This is a genomic window from Bacillus sp. LQ16 (genome assembly GCF_057784645.1).
In genome coordinates this window covers 988,346-1,003,919 of record NZ_CM173491.1, presented here as the reverse complement: position 1 = coordinate 1,003,919, position 15,574 = coordinate 988,346, and the positions used below count along the sequence as shown (strand labels likewise).

Annotated in this window: 11 protein-coding genes and 2 pseudogenes; 1 reads left to right on the top strand and 12 read right to left on the bottom strand. The window is 32.6% G+C overall.

The window, feature by feature from the left end; all coding sequences use genetic code 11:
- Positions 1-192: 192 nt before the first annotated feature.
- The 12 genes and pseudogenes from dnaB to dcm all read right to left on the bottom strand — a co-directional run bounded on the left by dnaB (position 193) and on the right by dcm (position 13,809).
- Positions 193-1,450 (bottom strand): annotated as a pseudogene (dnaB, locus tag AC3EMB_RS05000) (replicative DNA helicase).
- A complete protein-coding gene (locus tag AC3EMB_RS04995) occupies positions 1,447-2,310 on the bottom strand; it encodes a DnaD domain-containing protein (RefSeq protein WP_488517535.1) in 864 nt (287 codons plus the stop codon). Before AC3EMB_RS04995 ends, dnaB begins: the two are co-directional and overlap by 4 nt.
- A gap of 191 nt (positions 2,311-2,501) precedes the next feature.
- A complete protein-coding gene (locus tag AC3EMB_RS04990) occupies positions 2,502-2,828 on the bottom strand; it encodes a nucleoside triphosphate pyrophosphohydrolase (protein ID WP_430530563.1) in 327 nt (108 codons plus the stop codon).
- A gap of 82 nt (positions 2,829-2,910) precedes the next feature.
- Complete coding sequence (locus tag AC3EMB_RS04985) at positions 2,911-3,639, bottom strand: hypothetical protein (protein ID WP_488517534.1); 729 nt, start codon at positions 3,637-3,639, stop codon at positions 2,911-2,913.
- 273 nt (positions 3,640-3,912) lie between these two features.
- Positions 3,913-4,551: pseudogene (locus AC3EMB_RS04980) on the bottom strand (MerR family transcriptional regulator); the annotation flags it as partial.
- A gap of 69 nt (positions 4,552-4,620) precedes the next feature.
- Positions 4,621-5,487 carry a hypothetical protein gene (locus tag AC3EMB_RS04975; RefSeq protein WP_151629396.1) on the bottom strand — a complete coding sequence of 289 codons (867 nt, stop codon included), beginning with the start codon at positions 5,485-5,487 and terminating at the stop codon, positions 4,621-4,623.
- The gene (locus AC3EMB_RS04970) at positions 5,487-6,566 is read right to left on the bottom strand and encodes an AAA family ATPase (protein ID WP_151629397.1); all 1,080 of its coding nucleotides are present in this window, start codon (positions 6,564-6,566) and stop codon (positions 5,487-5,489) included. Before AC3EMB_RS04970 ends, AC3EMB_RS04975 begins: the two co-directional genes overlap by 1 nt.
- Positions 6,559-7,977 carry a GmrSD restriction endonuclease domain-containing protein gene (locus AC3EMB_RS04965; RefSeq protein ID WP_151629398.1) on the bottom strand — a complete coding sequence of 473 codons (1,419 nt, stop codon included), beginning with the start codon at positions 7,975-7,977 and terminating at the stop codon, positions 6,559-6,561. The genes AC3EMB_RS04970 and AC3EMB_RS04965 overlap by 8 nt, the downstream gene beginning before the upstream one ends.
- 161 nt (positions 7,978-8,138) lie before the next feature.
- On the bottom strand, positions 8,139-8,906 hold the full coding sequence (locus AC3EMB_RS04960) for a DUF6414 family protein (protein WP_151629399.1): 768 nt from the start codon (positions 8,904-8,906) through the stop codon (positions 8,139-8,141).
- A 305-nt stretch (positions 8,907-9,211) separates the two neighbouring features.
- Positions 9,212-10,597 (bottom strand): DUF4357 domain-containing protein, encoded by a 1,386-nt coding sequence (locus AC3EMB_RS04955; protein ID WP_488517533.1) that lies wholly within the window; start codon positions 10,595-10,597, stop codon positions 9,212-9,214.
- A 19-nt stretch (positions 10,598-10,616) separates the two neighbouring features.
- Positions 10,617-12,245, bottom strand: a complete 1,629-nt coding sequence (locus AC3EMB_RS04950) for an LlaJI family restriction endonuclease (RefSeq protein WP_327904997.1) — start codon at positions 12,243-12,245, stop codon at positions 10,617-10,619.
- Between the two features lie 280 nt (positions 12,246-12,525).
- On the bottom strand, positions 12,526-13,809 hold the full coding sequence (gene dcm / locus AC3EMB_RS04945; protein WP_488517532.1) for a DNA (cytosine-5-)-methyltransferase: 1,284 nt from the start codon (positions 13,807-13,809) through the stop codon (positions 12,526-12,528).
- A gap of 340 nt (positions 13,810-14,149) precedes the next feature.
- Here dcm and AC3EMB_RS04940 point away from each other — a divergent pair, with 340 nt between their 5' ends.
- On the top strand, positions 14,150-15,544 hold the full coding sequence (locus tag AC3EMB_RS04940) for a Sau3AI family type II restriction endonuclease (RefSeq protein WP_488517531.1): 1,395 nt from the start codon (positions 14,150-14,152) through the stop codon (positions 15,542-15,544).
- Positions 15,545-15,574: the final 30 nt, after the last annotated feature.

Here is a 15,574-nt window from a genome sequence, read left to right as displayed (position 1 = left end):
TATTCAAGAGCAAACCAAAAGATTTGCGTATTAAACCTAACAACTTCTCCGTACAAAAATAGCCGACTATTATATAGTAAATATTCGGCTATTTTTGTATAAATTTATACAGACGCTGCCATTACCCCAGCGATTAATGAGATAAACGCTTCTCCCACTCCTTTACCTTTTTATATGCCTTCTTCTATTTTATCATCCAATCTCCACAAACCGCCCAAACTCCTTCAAAAACCTCAACTTAAAACTCCCCACAGGTCCATTCCGATGCTTTGCCACATGAATCTCCGTCATCTCTTTCTGCATCGTTTCCTTATCGTAATAATCCTCTCGATACATAAGCATAATGACATCCGCATCTTGCTCAATTTGTCCGGTCTCTCTTAAATCTGATAAAAGCGGACGCTTATCTTGCCGCGACTCTACAGAACGAGATAACTGTGATAACGCTACTACACAAACATTTAATTCACGTGCTAATAACTTAAGCTTACGAGAAATCTCACTAATCTCTTGAAATCTATTACCCTTATGCTTCGGATCGCCCGTAATGAGCTGCAAATAATCTACAATGACTAAAAGCTTTTTATCACCGTGTTTCCGCTTTAACTTACGGGTTTGCATCCAAATATCTTGCACCGTAACACCTGCATTGTCGTAAATCTCAAATGGCAACTCACCAATCTCCGCAAACGCCTTACTCACCTTCTCCCAATCTTCCATCGCAAAACGATGCTTCGGATTTTTCAGTCTGCCTCCTGACACTTCACCTACGCAAGACGCCATCCGTTTTAACAATTGCTTACTACTCATCTCTAACGAAAACAATCCAACCGCCGCTCCAGACTTCGCCGCATGCAGTCCAACATTAAGCGCAAACGCAGTCTTCCCCATAGAAGGACGCGCACCAAGAACGACAAAATCACCTTCCTGCAATCCGCACGTCATTTTATTTAGCGATGTATAACCAGTCTCAATACCAGTAATCTCTTTCACATCTTGATGAAGCTCCTCATACAAATCAACTAGCGCATCCTTCAAATCAAACTCACATACACAGTCCTTTTCCTCTAACTCACAAAGTGCTGTAATCGTCTCACCTATAATTTTCTCATTCTTCTCCGCAAACACCCGCCTGATACATTTTCCAGGCACCTCGAACAAGCCCCTCATAATAAGAGAAGTTGCTAGTAGTAGGCACACCATCCATTAACCCTATAAAATACTCCATTCCCCCGATCCCCTCTAAAAACTTCGGATCCACCCGAGAAATGAACGTCACAAGATCAATCGGTTGCCCCTCTCCTTCCATCTTTCGCATTAACTGAAATATAGACTTATGCACCGACAGAGAAAAATACTGCTCCGTCAAACGGCACTCCTTAATAAGCTCTCCATCAAGTAATAGAGAACCTAACACCGTCTTTTCCGCCTCCACATTTTGAATACTCATGGACGCCACCCGCGCTCCGCTAAAAAGCGCTGCAACTCTCCCTCAGACGGTGCATTCTTCTCCCACTCCTCACACCTCGCCAAAAACTCCTCCGTCTCCCCCGTACTAACAGACGACTCCTTCTTCCTAAAGCTCACCGTATCCGCCTCAACCTCAGATACTTTCGTAAATCCTTTCCCGTGCCACCCTTTCAAAATCCCCTTCACATAAGCAACCGTCCGCTTATTATTCTCAAACGCAATTTGAAGAGCCTTCAGCACAAGCTCCTCTGACAAATCTTCCATCCACGCACTCAGTTCCTCCACAGTATAAGGAGACAAACTACCGAAATGTTGCTCATAAAAAGAAAACACACGACTTCCCGTTTCTTCCTCTATAACCTCTTCTTCCGCCTCTGTCTCCTCACAAACTGGCTCAACATCATCCACAGCCAAATCACTCGGCATACCGAAATGCGCTAAAAGCATCGGAACATTCAGCTCCTCCTCTACGCACTTCTGAAGAAACATATGTACAAACTCTTTATTCTTCACACCCTTCAGCTCACGAAGCACACACTTCTCCACATTCGTATTCGTCACAGGGTTATAACGAAGCCAATTCAAAACGAATAACTCCCGTGTATCCGCATCATACAGAATCTTCCCATAATCAATGAAGCGCTGCACAAGCTTATCAACAGTCTCCCGATTATATCCAGTCTCCATCTCAGCTAACCGCTTCGGAAAAGGAAAAATCCCACACTGCGTCGTCTTCGAACAAGTCAACAAATACACATAAAAATACCGCTCCTCCGGCGTCAAATCCAAAACAAAATCATCCTGCCAAAAATTCACCTGCACAGTACGATACACCGCCATCCGAATTCCTCCCGTCTCCGTTCAAAATAAAAACCTCTTCATAATATATATGGGAGGTTAGTCGGGTTTTTGGCGTGTTATTTTAAATTTTTTTTGACTACTACTACGGTGTTTGTTGTTGTTTTTGTTTTGTTATGTTTTTTCTTAGTGATTTATTACTTAGTAGGGGCTTGTAAGGAGCTTAGGAGGGGCTAGTTATCAGTTACTTCGATTAGGAAGACTCGATCCGAAAAGCCGCCTCGTTCTTCTGCTTTCTTTTTACGGATGTTGTTGATTTCTTCTAGTGTTGTCCCTTCGTGTTCGGCTAGAGCGTTTATTAGTTCTAGTAGGTCGGATAGTTCTTCTAGTTTATGTTCTTTTGTTGTTGCTTCTAGGTATTCGGTTAGTTCTTCTTGTGTTTTTTTGCAGAGTTCCTCTATGTATTCATCTTTGTTTAGGATTCTTGTTGTTGGTGTTTTGCCGTTGGATTTTATTATTTGTGGGATTTTGTTCCGGATTAGTTTGTTGTAGGTTGGCATGTGGGTTTCCTCCGTTTGGTTTTTCTTCTATTATAATGGAAAAGCAGTTTAACTAGTTGTTAAACTGCTGGATTGCTTCTTATTAATTAATATCAATCTTTTCTACTAACATTGCTGGAATACTAATTTCGCCACCCATAGTAGATTTATAAGTATATATACCTGCAGATTTACCTTTAACAGTAACATTATCTTTTTCTAACACTCTTGAATTTAAAATGTCACTTTTATAAACAACGTATAATACTTTATCATAATTTCCATTAACTGCTACCCTTAATTGCGTCTCGCCTTTTCCTTCCATTACTTGAAGAACTTTTCCTGTAAATTTAGCTTTCTTTCCTTTAAACTCATCCGGTGTTCTAGCTAATTGATCATATGTAATTCCTGTTTCATATCCAATTCGCTCTTCTTCCTCTTTTGCCGCTTTCTCCGCTGCTGCTTTCTCTGCCGCTGCTTGTTCTGCTGCTGCCTTCTCCGCTGCTGCTTTCTCTGCTGCCGCTTTCTCTGCTGCCGCTTTCTCTGCCGCTGCTTGTTCTGCTGCTGCTTTTTCCTCAGCTGTTAACTCTTTCTTCTGCTCAACTTTAGCTGATTTAGCCACAGTTTTTGTCTCTTCTGCCTTTTTCGTATCATCAGCAGTTACACCAACCAAAACAAGCATTGCTATTAAACCTATTCCATAGAACTTTAACACACTTTTTCTATTTCGTTTTCCTTCTTCTCCCCATCTAACTACTAATTGAGGTTTAATAATCCCAATAATTAATGCTATTAAGCATACAACAAATAATAATGCAAATAAAGTATTCAAATCGTCTAGCCCTCTCATTCTTTTATTTAATTACAATTAATTTCATTCAAACTATATATTACCATGTTTCAATATTTTTTTTAACAATAAATCATTTAATTGATTTGTCAGATAATAAAGTTTTAATTTATCAAATGAACTGCCTATAAAGGCACTAATAAAAGTAATAAACAAAAGAATACAGTATGATATGAAGAATCGTTTTTAACCTTAATAAAATAAAGGGACAGCTTTCCTATTTTATTACTAATGAGGAAACTGTCTACTTATGGACTACATTTTATTCATAGCTTCTTTTATATACTGTTCTTCCTCATTTGTGAAAAGAGTAGGGAATTCGGCTATTGAAATTTTTGATTGTTTAATTACACTCACTACCTCACTTTGAGATATATCAAGATAGTCAGCTATCTTTTCTATTAAATTGAAAAATTCCTTCAAAGTAACTTGAACGTCATGATGACTCGGATTCTTCTCTTCTTCCTTATACTTTTTCAACTTCCCTATCACATCCATAAAACGCCGATCAAACTTTTCTTTTAATTCCTTATTATTATAAAACGCTTGAACACTCTCCTTTGAAAAGTGTTCCTCTAACCATTCTTTATTTTCTTTCTCCCATATAAAAGTTTGCAAAAACGAAGAAAACAAAGCGACATCCACTCGTTCTTCCTTTTGAAACTTCTTCGTCATCTTATCCATATGCGAAAGTACCTTCGTAATTCTTTCTTGCTCTGCCAGAAGCACTTCTCTTTGAAAATGCATCTGTCTTAAAAAGACTTCTGTCTCTATATCACGCTGCAATATAATATTTTGAATTTCTCCAAGCGAAAAACCAAGATGCTTAAACGATTGAATTTGCTGTAGCATATACAAATCATCTTTCTTATATAACCGATGCCCATACTCTGAAGCTACTATCTTCATACAGATGTAATTAAAATCAAGTAGAATGCAACTAACATATTTAAGGAGAATCTACTAAACATGTTTTGTAATTTTATAAATTAAAATTTTCCCTTCCAACTCACTATCAATACCTTTTGGAATACAAGGACAAAAATATATTCTATCTGGTGCCTTAGTAGATACGATTTTCATTTTTGTATGTAATTCACAATTTATATCTACTCCATTAACTTGTTTTGTTAATTTGTCTTTAACTGTTCCTCTACTTCGTTCAGGGCTACAATCCACAGACATGACCTCTCCAATATTTTTATATCCACTTATACCCCTACTAATAATTTCAGGTATTTCCTTCTGGATACAATATAAATGATAAATGATTTCGTTTTTCCTCACATCAAACCCATCATTTAGCTCTTCCATTGACTTTTCAAGATTTTCATCAAATACAACGTCAGGAAAGATTAATTTTAATTCTTGTACAAAATCATTTATATCATTAATTCGTTTAGAAAATAATAAAAGAACTTGTTTTAGAAGTTCTACTTCAAATATATTTCTTAAATTAACTCCAATATCCAACATATAGCCTATTTCATTAACATCATGATCAAAATATTTTTCATTTCTTAATATCTCCTTAAATGAATTTGATTCTTCCTTTACTAAATTATTAATTTTTCTTATATAATCATTTTGCTCTTTCATTTCTACATGCCTAAACATCTTTTCAAATATTTTATTTATAATTTTTATATCTTCTTTACCTTTCGAAGTACCTAGTACATTATAAATTTCTTCTACAAATTGATCAGATAAAATGACTGTATATGATAAGTCTTTTAATAATTCTAGAATTGAAACAAAATCACTTAATTTATTTTCACTACCCTTCAATAGTTCCAAAAACGTTTCGTTTTTAAGTACCATTTTTCCCATTATTTTTTCAACCTCATTTTTCTAATTTCAAATAAATCATTTTCTTCTTGATCCATAAAACCATCCGGCCAATGAGTTATTTCTGCTTTATCATTTAGTATGATTTCTTCAATACCACAAGTTTTATCCACATTAAAATAATTTATAATTAAATCCGACGATTTTAACGGATTTTTATCATGTAATATAGCTTTTCTAAATCCATTAACGATATGCTCACTATGTGTCTCAATAACCAACTGCACTCCTGATGCTGCAATCACCGCTAAAAAAGCAGCAATATTAGATTGCGCCTTAGGATGTAAATGTAATTCTGGATTTTCAACAATCAATATGGACCCCTCATCTGCTATTAGCCCCGCAACAATTATGGGTAAAATAAAGGAAATCCCATAACCTACATTGGTTTGGTGTAATGAATCTTTTTCACCAAACAATAAAGAAAAATGATTATCTGTACCTTTATTTGTTGCAGTTACTCTACTTTTAGGTAATACATAGTTCAACCAATCGTTTATCTGTATATCTAAAATACTAGTATCTTCATGATTCCAATGATTACGCCTCTTATCAATTTTTATAAATTTGTCTTGGCGACCTTTCTCAATAATATAACCTAAGTATTCATTATCTTTACCTAAACCTATATTGTGAATATCTCCACTTTTTTGATACCTAGAAATCAATCTATCTGCACTCAAGTATAATAATGTATTGGTAAGTTTATTTACTTCACCAGTAAAATTCAATTTAACAACATTATTGTCATCAGTTGATGCATATTCGATAGTTGATGTACACTCTCCATATTTTAATTCCATACTAAAAAAATTCTCTAAAGCATCTTCATAAATAATCTCATCAAATGAGTATAAATTTAATCCATACTTATTAGTTATTAAGTCTATACTTTCCCCTTCCTGCATACCACAGTCTAAGGACATTTTCGAAAGTAATAGTGCCTGAATAAATGAAGATTTACCTCCTGAATTAGTACCTAACAAAAGGTTTGCTTTTTTCATCTTCACTTCATTTTCTTTAAAACATTTAAAATTTTTAATTTTTATACTCTTAATCATTGCTACCTCCAAAAGTTTTAGCTAGAAATTCTTCAACAAGCATAAATGTTGTATCAACCCTTAGCCTATCATTTGTACCATACGTGATTGATTCAAAAAGATAATCCTCTTTTTGTAACCATATTGCAAACTCTTTAATAACACTACCTTTTCTTTCAACAATACACTCATCATAATTTGAAAGTAGCACCGAGAAAGCGGTAAACAAAGATTTATTAATCATATTTTTATAATATTCATTGTAATCAATTCTCACTTTCCTAAAAGCATACTCTTCAAATAAAACAAAAGCATTTTTCATCGCTAACAAAAAATCTGATTTTATAGTATTAAAAGGAACAGATTTAAATTCATTGTTTAAAATTTCAACCACATTATCTAAAAATTCATCCATAATTCCATTATAACGAAGTTGTGGAAACCAATCTGGTCGTTTATATAAAAAATAAAAACCAATAAATCGAATCACTAATTCTTGATCCATCATCCTTTTTGATTTAACACTATTATTTGTTGCCAATTTAAACTCACTCGAATTTGCTAAGTCCCTAACAAAATCTCTTGATTCCTTTATTAATATTGAATTTCTAATTTCTTGATTATTCAAGCTCCTACCACCGGTGTTTAACCTTTTAAATATATCTGATTTAACTCTATTTGGTGTATCCGGTTCAATAATATTACAATCTATTTGATATGATCTTAAATGTCTCACAAACTTCGGATGCAATGAAGAACTATTCTCTTTTTGAAAATATCGTTTGTCACATTCTTCTTTTAAATATTCTAAATTTCTTAACTTAAAACCATTTGAGAAAAATTCATTTATAACCGATAAACGTTGTACACCATCTACAACCTGATATTTCCCTTCTTTATTTCTAGCTAGATAAAATACAGGCAAAGGAATCTTTAATAAAATTGATTCAATTAATCGAGACTTTCTCGTATAATCCCATACATAATTTCTTTGAAAATCCGGTGATAAATCTAATATAGATTCATCATATTCTGTACCATTAATCATTTCAAATATTTCCCTTAAAGAAAAACGCCCTTGTGTTACCCTTATAGAATTTGGGTCATATGGTATAGTTATATTGGGATCATTTTCTGTAGTTTCTTGAGTTGACTCAATCCCACTTTCTAGATTTTCAATCATACGTTTAACTGATTTATTATACTCATTAATAAAAAGTTGTATTATCGTTTCTGTATACTCGTTTAAAAAATTACCATTATCAACTCTTTTAGCATCATAACAATAGGCTTTATTATCAGTAATTGCCATTAAAGTTAATCCAGACTCAGTACAATATTCATTGTCTGAATAGTTTGTAACAAAGAAATTAAGTCCTTCAATTTCTCCATCCAATATAATTTCAATTTCAACATTTTTTATAGATACCATTCAGTCGCACCACACTTTACCATTTTTTGATAATTAACCCTTTTGATTTCTTCTATCCATCTTTGTGCTACTTATAAATTCCTGGAGTAACATTTAGACTCTAATCAGTCCCAATATTTTTCCAATCATTTTTTCGAATCGAAAAAAATTTAAACTAACTGCTATTGATAAATTGCTAAAATTTCTAGTATTAGAATATTTTTATCACTTCGGATACTTTGTATGCCCTCAATTTCTTGTTCACCAATTTGTCTTCTAATCCCTCGGCTTAAAGAAAATAAATCTTTCATAACATCGAAAACAACAATAGGTTTATCAGTTACATTTTTTCTTGATAGCACTTTTGCGATTATTGTTACATCTTCATCTTCAAAATCTTCCAGATGCTCTAATTCATAACACAGGTTATTCGAGTTTAATTTTGCAAAACCTACCCTTTTTTCAAAATAATCACAATCAAGGAAAGCTGGAATTTTTGTACTTTCCTTTGTAAAAATACTATTAAATATCTCTTCTTCTTGAACATTTTGTAGGTTCATACTCGAAGTTAACATAGGTTTAAATTTGTTAATTAAATCCATCATATCAAATTCTGTAGGAATCCTAAAATCCCCCTCAAAACGAATGATAGATGTTCTAGATATTGTTTCAGCATCACAGTCACTCGCTAAAAAATCAAAATAATTATCTTTACTATTACTTTCAAGCAACTCTTCAAATTCGTTGCAATCAAGTATTAAATTCTCTAATATTTCTCCTTCCATTTCATTACTCCCATTAATCCCCCCTGAAAGTACTGATACTTTAGCATTTAGGGATTTACCGGAGCTTACTTTGACTTTTTTTATATCCACGTGTTTTTTTCCTTCTAATATTGCCCTATACTCTTTTACTTTATTTGAATCAAAATATATTAGATTTTTGAACACATTAAACTCCTCTTTTCTTATTAATATGTTAGTAAATTTTTATTTTAAAATTATATACTCTATTTTACTTAATAAAATCGAATCACAATCTATCCTTAAACTAATTCTACAAACTCTCAAATATATCTAACCTTTATACTTCAAGGTAATGGGAAATATAAACATTTTTATATATAATATTTCCATAAAGTTTACACAAGCCTTGCCAAAATAAATTTAAAGAGGTAGTTTAACTACTTCTCCAAATTACAACAATTACGCCACTTATATAAACCAACAAACGCTTCATAATAATATTTATCGTATTATTTCTTCCCCATTAACTCATTAAGACTTCTTCCATCCTCGGATTTCCACTTTGTAGTTCCTGTCAATCTCTTTCCACCAATAACTCCTGCCGCTTCACTAGGTGTATCAAATAATTTATCTTGCACAAATTCGTAATAAGTCTCTCGCTTCACTATAATTTCTTCTGCAATTAACTTATCCCTAGTTTCATGAAAAGCATCTGGCATATTCTTGTGAACATTTAGGACCATCTGAGAACCTTTTTGAACTAGTATCTGATAGTTATCTCGGTTATCATTCTTTCCTTTACATAATCCACTTGCTTTAATACCCTTATACGTCAAATACAGTATAGTATCTAAAGGGATTTCTCTCTCAGGAATTTTTCTGTAACCAAATGGTGATTTTTCAGGGAATTCATCTTCAATTTCTAACCCTTCTTCCTCTACATCCACCATTGAAACCTCATTATAATCCATAAATCCTTTTAAAATCCCCTCAAAGTCCTCGCCAAATAATTGACTAAATGTAAATTCAATTTCTTCCTTTTCAAGTTCATTTATATGGTTTGTATATTTAAAAATATAATCCTCATTAGATGAATCTTCATGCTTGTATATTTCATTCCATAAATAGAATAATACTTTTTCTACAAAACTTTGGGTATGGATTACTGCACTATTTCCGGCTGGCATAATAAAACGATTTCCTAACTGTTTATCTTCACTTTCCGTAATAGAATAGATTTTGGCGTTTATCTTCCTTAGAAAATCTTCCCACGAATAATATTCTTCCGTAACTTTAATATAAAAGTTTGCTGCATCTTGATAGTTAATTCCTTGATATCGCCACGACCATCTTCTTATAAAGGCAGAATCTACTGGAAATACAGATTGATCCGATGTATTCATTGTAGCAAAGATATAAAAATTACTTGGGAACGCCAACTTTAAATGTTCCCCATCTTCTTCTAATAACAACTGTTCTTTTATGAACTCACTCATTTCTAAAGGAACATTAATACTATACTGTGATTCACCCGTCATTGAATTTCTATCTAACAACTGAAAAAAGTCACCAAAAATGGCACTGCAATTCCCTCGGTTAATTTCATCAATTACTAAAATAACCGGATCATCCTGTATACATGCTTCTAAATAGGAACGCAACAATATTCCAGGTATGAATTTATAATTCAATCGTTCTTCCTTATTTTCTAATCTTTCCATAATAGGTCGATAGGTTCCTACAAAATCACTATAATCATATTCTGGATGAAATACAGTTCGGAATACATTATCTTCTGGTATACCAAATTGGTCCATTATTTGCTTAATAGTATAGGACTTTCCTGTTCCTGGTGGTCCATAAAATATTATTTGATGTGATAGATTCGGTAACATAAAAAAACACCTCTTATCTTTATTTAAAAACAATGGAATTTATTAAAATATTACTATTGGACTTAACACATTCTTTTACTAAATTTGAATCTTCCTTGTTTTTTTCTAACACTAAAACTGCTCTATCTTCTCCTATAAAAAACACCTTTCCCCAAAATATGTAGTAATTACTCTTTATAAAGTTTTTGAGGGTTTCTTCTTGCAATATAAACATGTCATACACATGATTATAATAATCAGCAATTCTTGTTCTTACTATTTTTCTAAACAATGATTGATATTGTTGTTTTATTTTTTGAGTTTTAATCGTATATGCTTTCATCAAAAATAACAGATTTACCTTAAAGTAAAAAATATGAAAAGTATCTCTATCAAAAAAAACATTTTCAAATTGCTTTGTTATTAATGGTTGGTTAAAAGGAACTATCGGTATTTCTGGGATTTTTTTATATTCTTCATGATTTATATCTCCAAATACAAAAAAGTTAGGTATCGCATCATACCCCCTAGAAAAATCTTCACGCAAGAGAATATTATGTTTATCAAAATAACCGCGATTTTTTTCGAATTCCTGAATGATATTTCTTGAGTACGTAAATTGTTTAAATATAGAGTTTGTATGTACAGTTTCCCCTTTATAGTATTTCGAATCTCCAATAAAGAAGATTTTACTTCCTGTTACAAAAGATTTCCCGCTAAAAATATGGTCAATAATTTTCCCATCCTTTTGTACTTTTAAAACTGCTAGATGCTCTTTATCTGATAAAATCTCATTGACCATATCTTCAAATAACAAATTAAAATTGAAAACTACTATATATCCAACACTATCTTTTTTCGCACTAATAGATTCATATTGATAATATGCATTTAATAATTTAACTAGCTGTTTCATATCATCCCTAATATAAAGGCTCCGTATATTCTTTAAAATCTTTGGAATTTTTCTTTCAAATTTTATAAACTCTCTTAATGGCATAATTGGTAAGTGACTATCTAAAGATATATTTATATTATAAGTGCACTTTATCTTATTTAAGAGTGAATAAAATACCATTAAAACAATATCATTCTGACTAAGTCTTGAATTCGAGTATTTGAAATGAAAATAATGTACATTTTCATCATACATAACTGGCATATTCTTTTTTATTGTTTTATTCCAATGAATTTTATTTGTCTTCTTTTTATCAATACCCTTTTCCTTAATATACAGGTGTTGATTTTGTTTATGAAACTTGATTACAGAAAAGGTTGTTTCAATCATGGACAATTTCTTGGCTTCCATATTTGATAAAACAGATAACTCGTCTGGGTGCTCATTTTTATTTTCCCGTTGATATTTCATTAAAGTTTGAAAAAGAAGTATAGTAAAATCATGAACAAAAACTACTTTTTCTTTATTCCCCTTTAACACATTTCTATAGTCCTGTTGCGCAAACTCCTCTGCATCTATATCATTAAATAATTTGCCATCTTTCTCAAATAATTTTGGTAAGACTATATAAATTTCTCGTGCATTATTTGTATAAAAACCTACACATTGCAATACCGCATGATTTTCATCCACATCTTTTATAAATCTTGGCTCAAACAATTCATACAGTAATCCTTTCTTATATCGATACTGTTCAACAAATATTTTCAAACTTTACACCTCTATATTCCACCCTTAGTTATCTTCTATTAAGATTAGCATAATTTTATCTTCCCTACTCAAATCTCAATTTTTTACTTTTTAGCAATCTAAAATTATTATTCCTCTAAAACCTTTCAATGTAAATATCATTATTACGCTTCAATCCATACCACAAACAATACTCCAATTATTCGAATTTTTCATCTCGATTTCGTTTGTCCTCTTAGTATAATTATTCTCCACAAAAAAAGTATAGTGAATTAATCCACTATACTCATTCCCTTATTTATTAAAACAAACTCAATTGCACAATACTATCCATCTTCTCTTCTTCTTCGTTAATCTCTAAAATCCTTTGACCCATTTGCTTCACCAAACCAACCACTAAAGCATTTCCCATACAAAAGTATCTGTTTCTTTGTGGCATTCCTGTATTCGTCCAGTCCATCGGGAAGCCATTTAACAATTCACATTCAACTGGTGTTAAATATCTTAGTCTTTTTGTATAAGGATCTTCGATTACATGTGAACTCCTATTACATGTTCCTTCACTTGTTAACATTGTACGTCCAGGCTTATTTAAATCATCCGGGAAAGCCATTCCTCCCTCAGAATAGAAATATTTATGCCCCGTCGCCTTTGATACTCTTTCTTCTTTTTTAGGACCTTTAAGGTACTTAAGTTCCTCAAATTCCGTTCTTCCCTTTTTGTTAACCTTATCCATTTTCAAATAATATGATTCATCTGCAGGACCAAATTTATCATATACTTTTTGAACAACTTCACCTAAAGTCTCTGGACTTTCAGTTACTGGAACTAATTCTTCCGTATATACTTGTCCATCTATCATTACGCCAGAATTATAGTATTCAGCTTTAAATGTATCAGAAACCTCAATAATATCGACCGGCAACTCAAATTGCCCTCTTTTTTTGTTTTCCTCAGGCGCTTCATGCACTTTAAAAATCGGAGCGAAGAATCCATTTTCACACAATATCTCTAAAGGCTTCATTTTACTTTGAACAGATGTGAAATGAGATTCTTTTAAATACGCAAAAATAAATACTCTTCGTCTTCTTTGAGAATTTCCATAATCAGCAGCGTTAATGACTCTCCATTCCACTACATAACCTGCATCTCTAAAGCTAGCCAGCATAATAGAAAAATCACGACCTCTTTGTTTTGCAGGTGACTTCAATAATCTATCTACATTCTCTAACAAAACAAATCTTGGCTTGCGAGAATTAACTATGTTCATTATCTCCCAAAAAAGAACACCTTTTTTCCCTTGTATTCCTTTTTCATTCGATAAAGTACGTGCTACAGAATAGTCCTGGCAAGGGAATCCTCCTACTAATAAATCATGCTCAGGTATTTCCGGCCAAGCTTCCGCTATATCTCTATTTACATGTATTCCTTTATTTTCAAAGCGAGTTGCATAACAATTAAATGCATGTTGTGCTTTAGTTGAGGGCTCCCACTGGTTTCCCCAAAGAACTTCAAAGTTTTCGTTTGCTTCTAGTCCTAATCTAAAACCTCCTACTCCCGCGAAAAGTTCTACTACTTTCACCATAAATACACGAACATCCTTTCGGTATTTTATTTATCTATGCTTCATTATAATAAAAAGTGAGGAAAAGATCAACTATAACATTTCAAGAACCGTACTTTTTTGTATTTCCTTGTTTGGCTTGTACCAATTAAGAAAATTGTTCGCACTTTATCAATATTATAAAGGACATAACTCATATTGAATAAATTCAATATGACTGTTATCTAATAATATAAACTGTCTTTTCCCTCTTATAAATTTTACTTATATAAATTTGAAACAGCTTTTTATTATAGCATAACTTTAATATGTATTGTTTAAAATCATACACCACAGCACTGGATACAGAAAGGAGATTATTATGGACTACACTACAATAGAAGAACTAATGAAAAAAGCACATGAAGCTGAAGGAAAAACATTTGGTGAAATCGACACAACTGACCGACTCGCAAATGCAAAATCAAAAGGTGGGCTAGGGCAAGTAATCGAGGAAAGCTTCTTTGGATATGAAGTAAATTCAAACGCAGAAGCTGACTTTAAACATCTTGGTATTGAACTCAAAGTAACTGCATTTAAACAAAATAAAAACGGTTCATTATCAGCCAAAGAACGGCTAGTCTTAAATATTATCAACTATATGGAAGAAGTTCATACACATTTTGAGACATCAAGCTTTTGGAAAAAAAACGAAAAGCTACTACTAATGTTCTATGAATGGGTACCTGGCGTAGACCGTAAAGATTTTCATATTACAAAAAGCCTCCTGTTCACCTATCCTGAAGCTGATTTAGAAATAATTAAACAAGACTGGGAAACCATCGTAAATAAAATTCGTGCCGGCAAAGCACATGAATTATCCGAAGGTGATACAAACTATTTAGGAGCTTGTACAAAAGGTTCCAATAAAAATTCACTTCGCTCACAACCGCATTCTGAAATTCCAGCAATGCAAAGAGCTTTTTCGTTAAAGCCTTCTTATATGACAGCACTAGTTCGCAGGTATCACCTAAACGAAGAACTAGTAAGTTTTACAACAACAAATGAACTAAAAGGAAAATCTTTAGAAGAAATCCTTTATTCAAAATTTGAAAATTACATAGGCTTAACTGATCAAGAAATCGCTCAAGAATTATCTATTGATTACAAACCTGCAACCAAAAGCTTTGTTCCATTATTAGTGAGCTATTTACTTGGTATTAAAGGAACTCGACTCGATAAAATTGAAGAATTTGCGAAAGCTAATATAGAATTTAAAACAGTTCGTTTAGAGCCCAATGGAAAACCCGAACAAAGCATGTCATTTGAAACAATTGATTTTCATCAATGGACAAACGAATCATGGGAAGAGAGCGAAATTCGAGAGCGCTTCTATCAAACAAAGTTTTTATTTGTAATTTTTGAATTTAACCAAACAAAAAAGGAGAATCCAAACCGTAAACTTTACTTTAAAGGTATTAAGCTTTGGAACATGCCGGTCCCTACAATAGAGAAAGAAATACGTGAACTATGGGAAGAAGTTAATAAAGTAATACATGAGGGTATTGAAATTAAATATAAAAAACGTGGTGATAAAATCGTCGAAGCAAATAACCTACCAAAAATAAACTTCAACGGTGTCGCGCATATCAGACCAAAAGCTCGCAACGGCGCTGATAAAGTAACTTTACCTGATGGTCAACACATTACAAAGCAGTGTTATTGGTTGAATAATTCTTATGTTGCTTCTGTTGTTGCCAATAACATTAACGAATAATTTACCTTAATCTATAATCTCTATACCCTA

Coding starts and splice junctions, on each gene's coding strand:
- AC3EMB_RS04955 (WP_488517533.1), bottom strand. CDS start 10,597: ATGTTACCGAATCTATCACATCAAATAATATTTTATGGACCACCAGGA.
- AC3EMB_RS04940 (WP_488517531.1), top strand. CDS start 14,150: ATGGACTACACTACAATAGAAGAACTAATGAAAAAAGCACATGAAGCT.
- AC3EMB_RS04995 (WP_488517535.1), bottom strand. CDS start 2,310: ATGGCGGTGTATCGTACTGTGCAGGTGAATTTTTGGCAGGATGATTTT.
- AC3EMB_RS04990 (WP_430530563.1), bottom strand. CDS start 2,828: ATGCCAACCTACAACAAACTAATCCGGAACAAAATCCCACAAATAATA.
- AC3EMB_RS04975 (WP_151629396.1), bottom strand. CDS start 5,487: ATGGGAAAAATGGTACTTAAAAACGAAACGTTTTTGGAACTATTGAAG.
- dcm (WP_488517532.1), bottom strand. CDS start 13,809: ATGGTGAAAGTAGTAGAACTTTTCGCGGGAGTAGGAGGTTTTAGATTA.
- AC3EMB_RS04970 (WP_151629397.1), bottom strand. CDS start 6,566: ATGATTAAGAGTATAAAAATTAAAAATTTTAAATGTTTTAAAGAAAAT.
- AC3EMB_RS04965 (WP_151629398.1), bottom strand. CDS start 7,977: ATGGTATCTATAAAAAATGTTGAAATTGAAATTATATTGGATGGAGAA.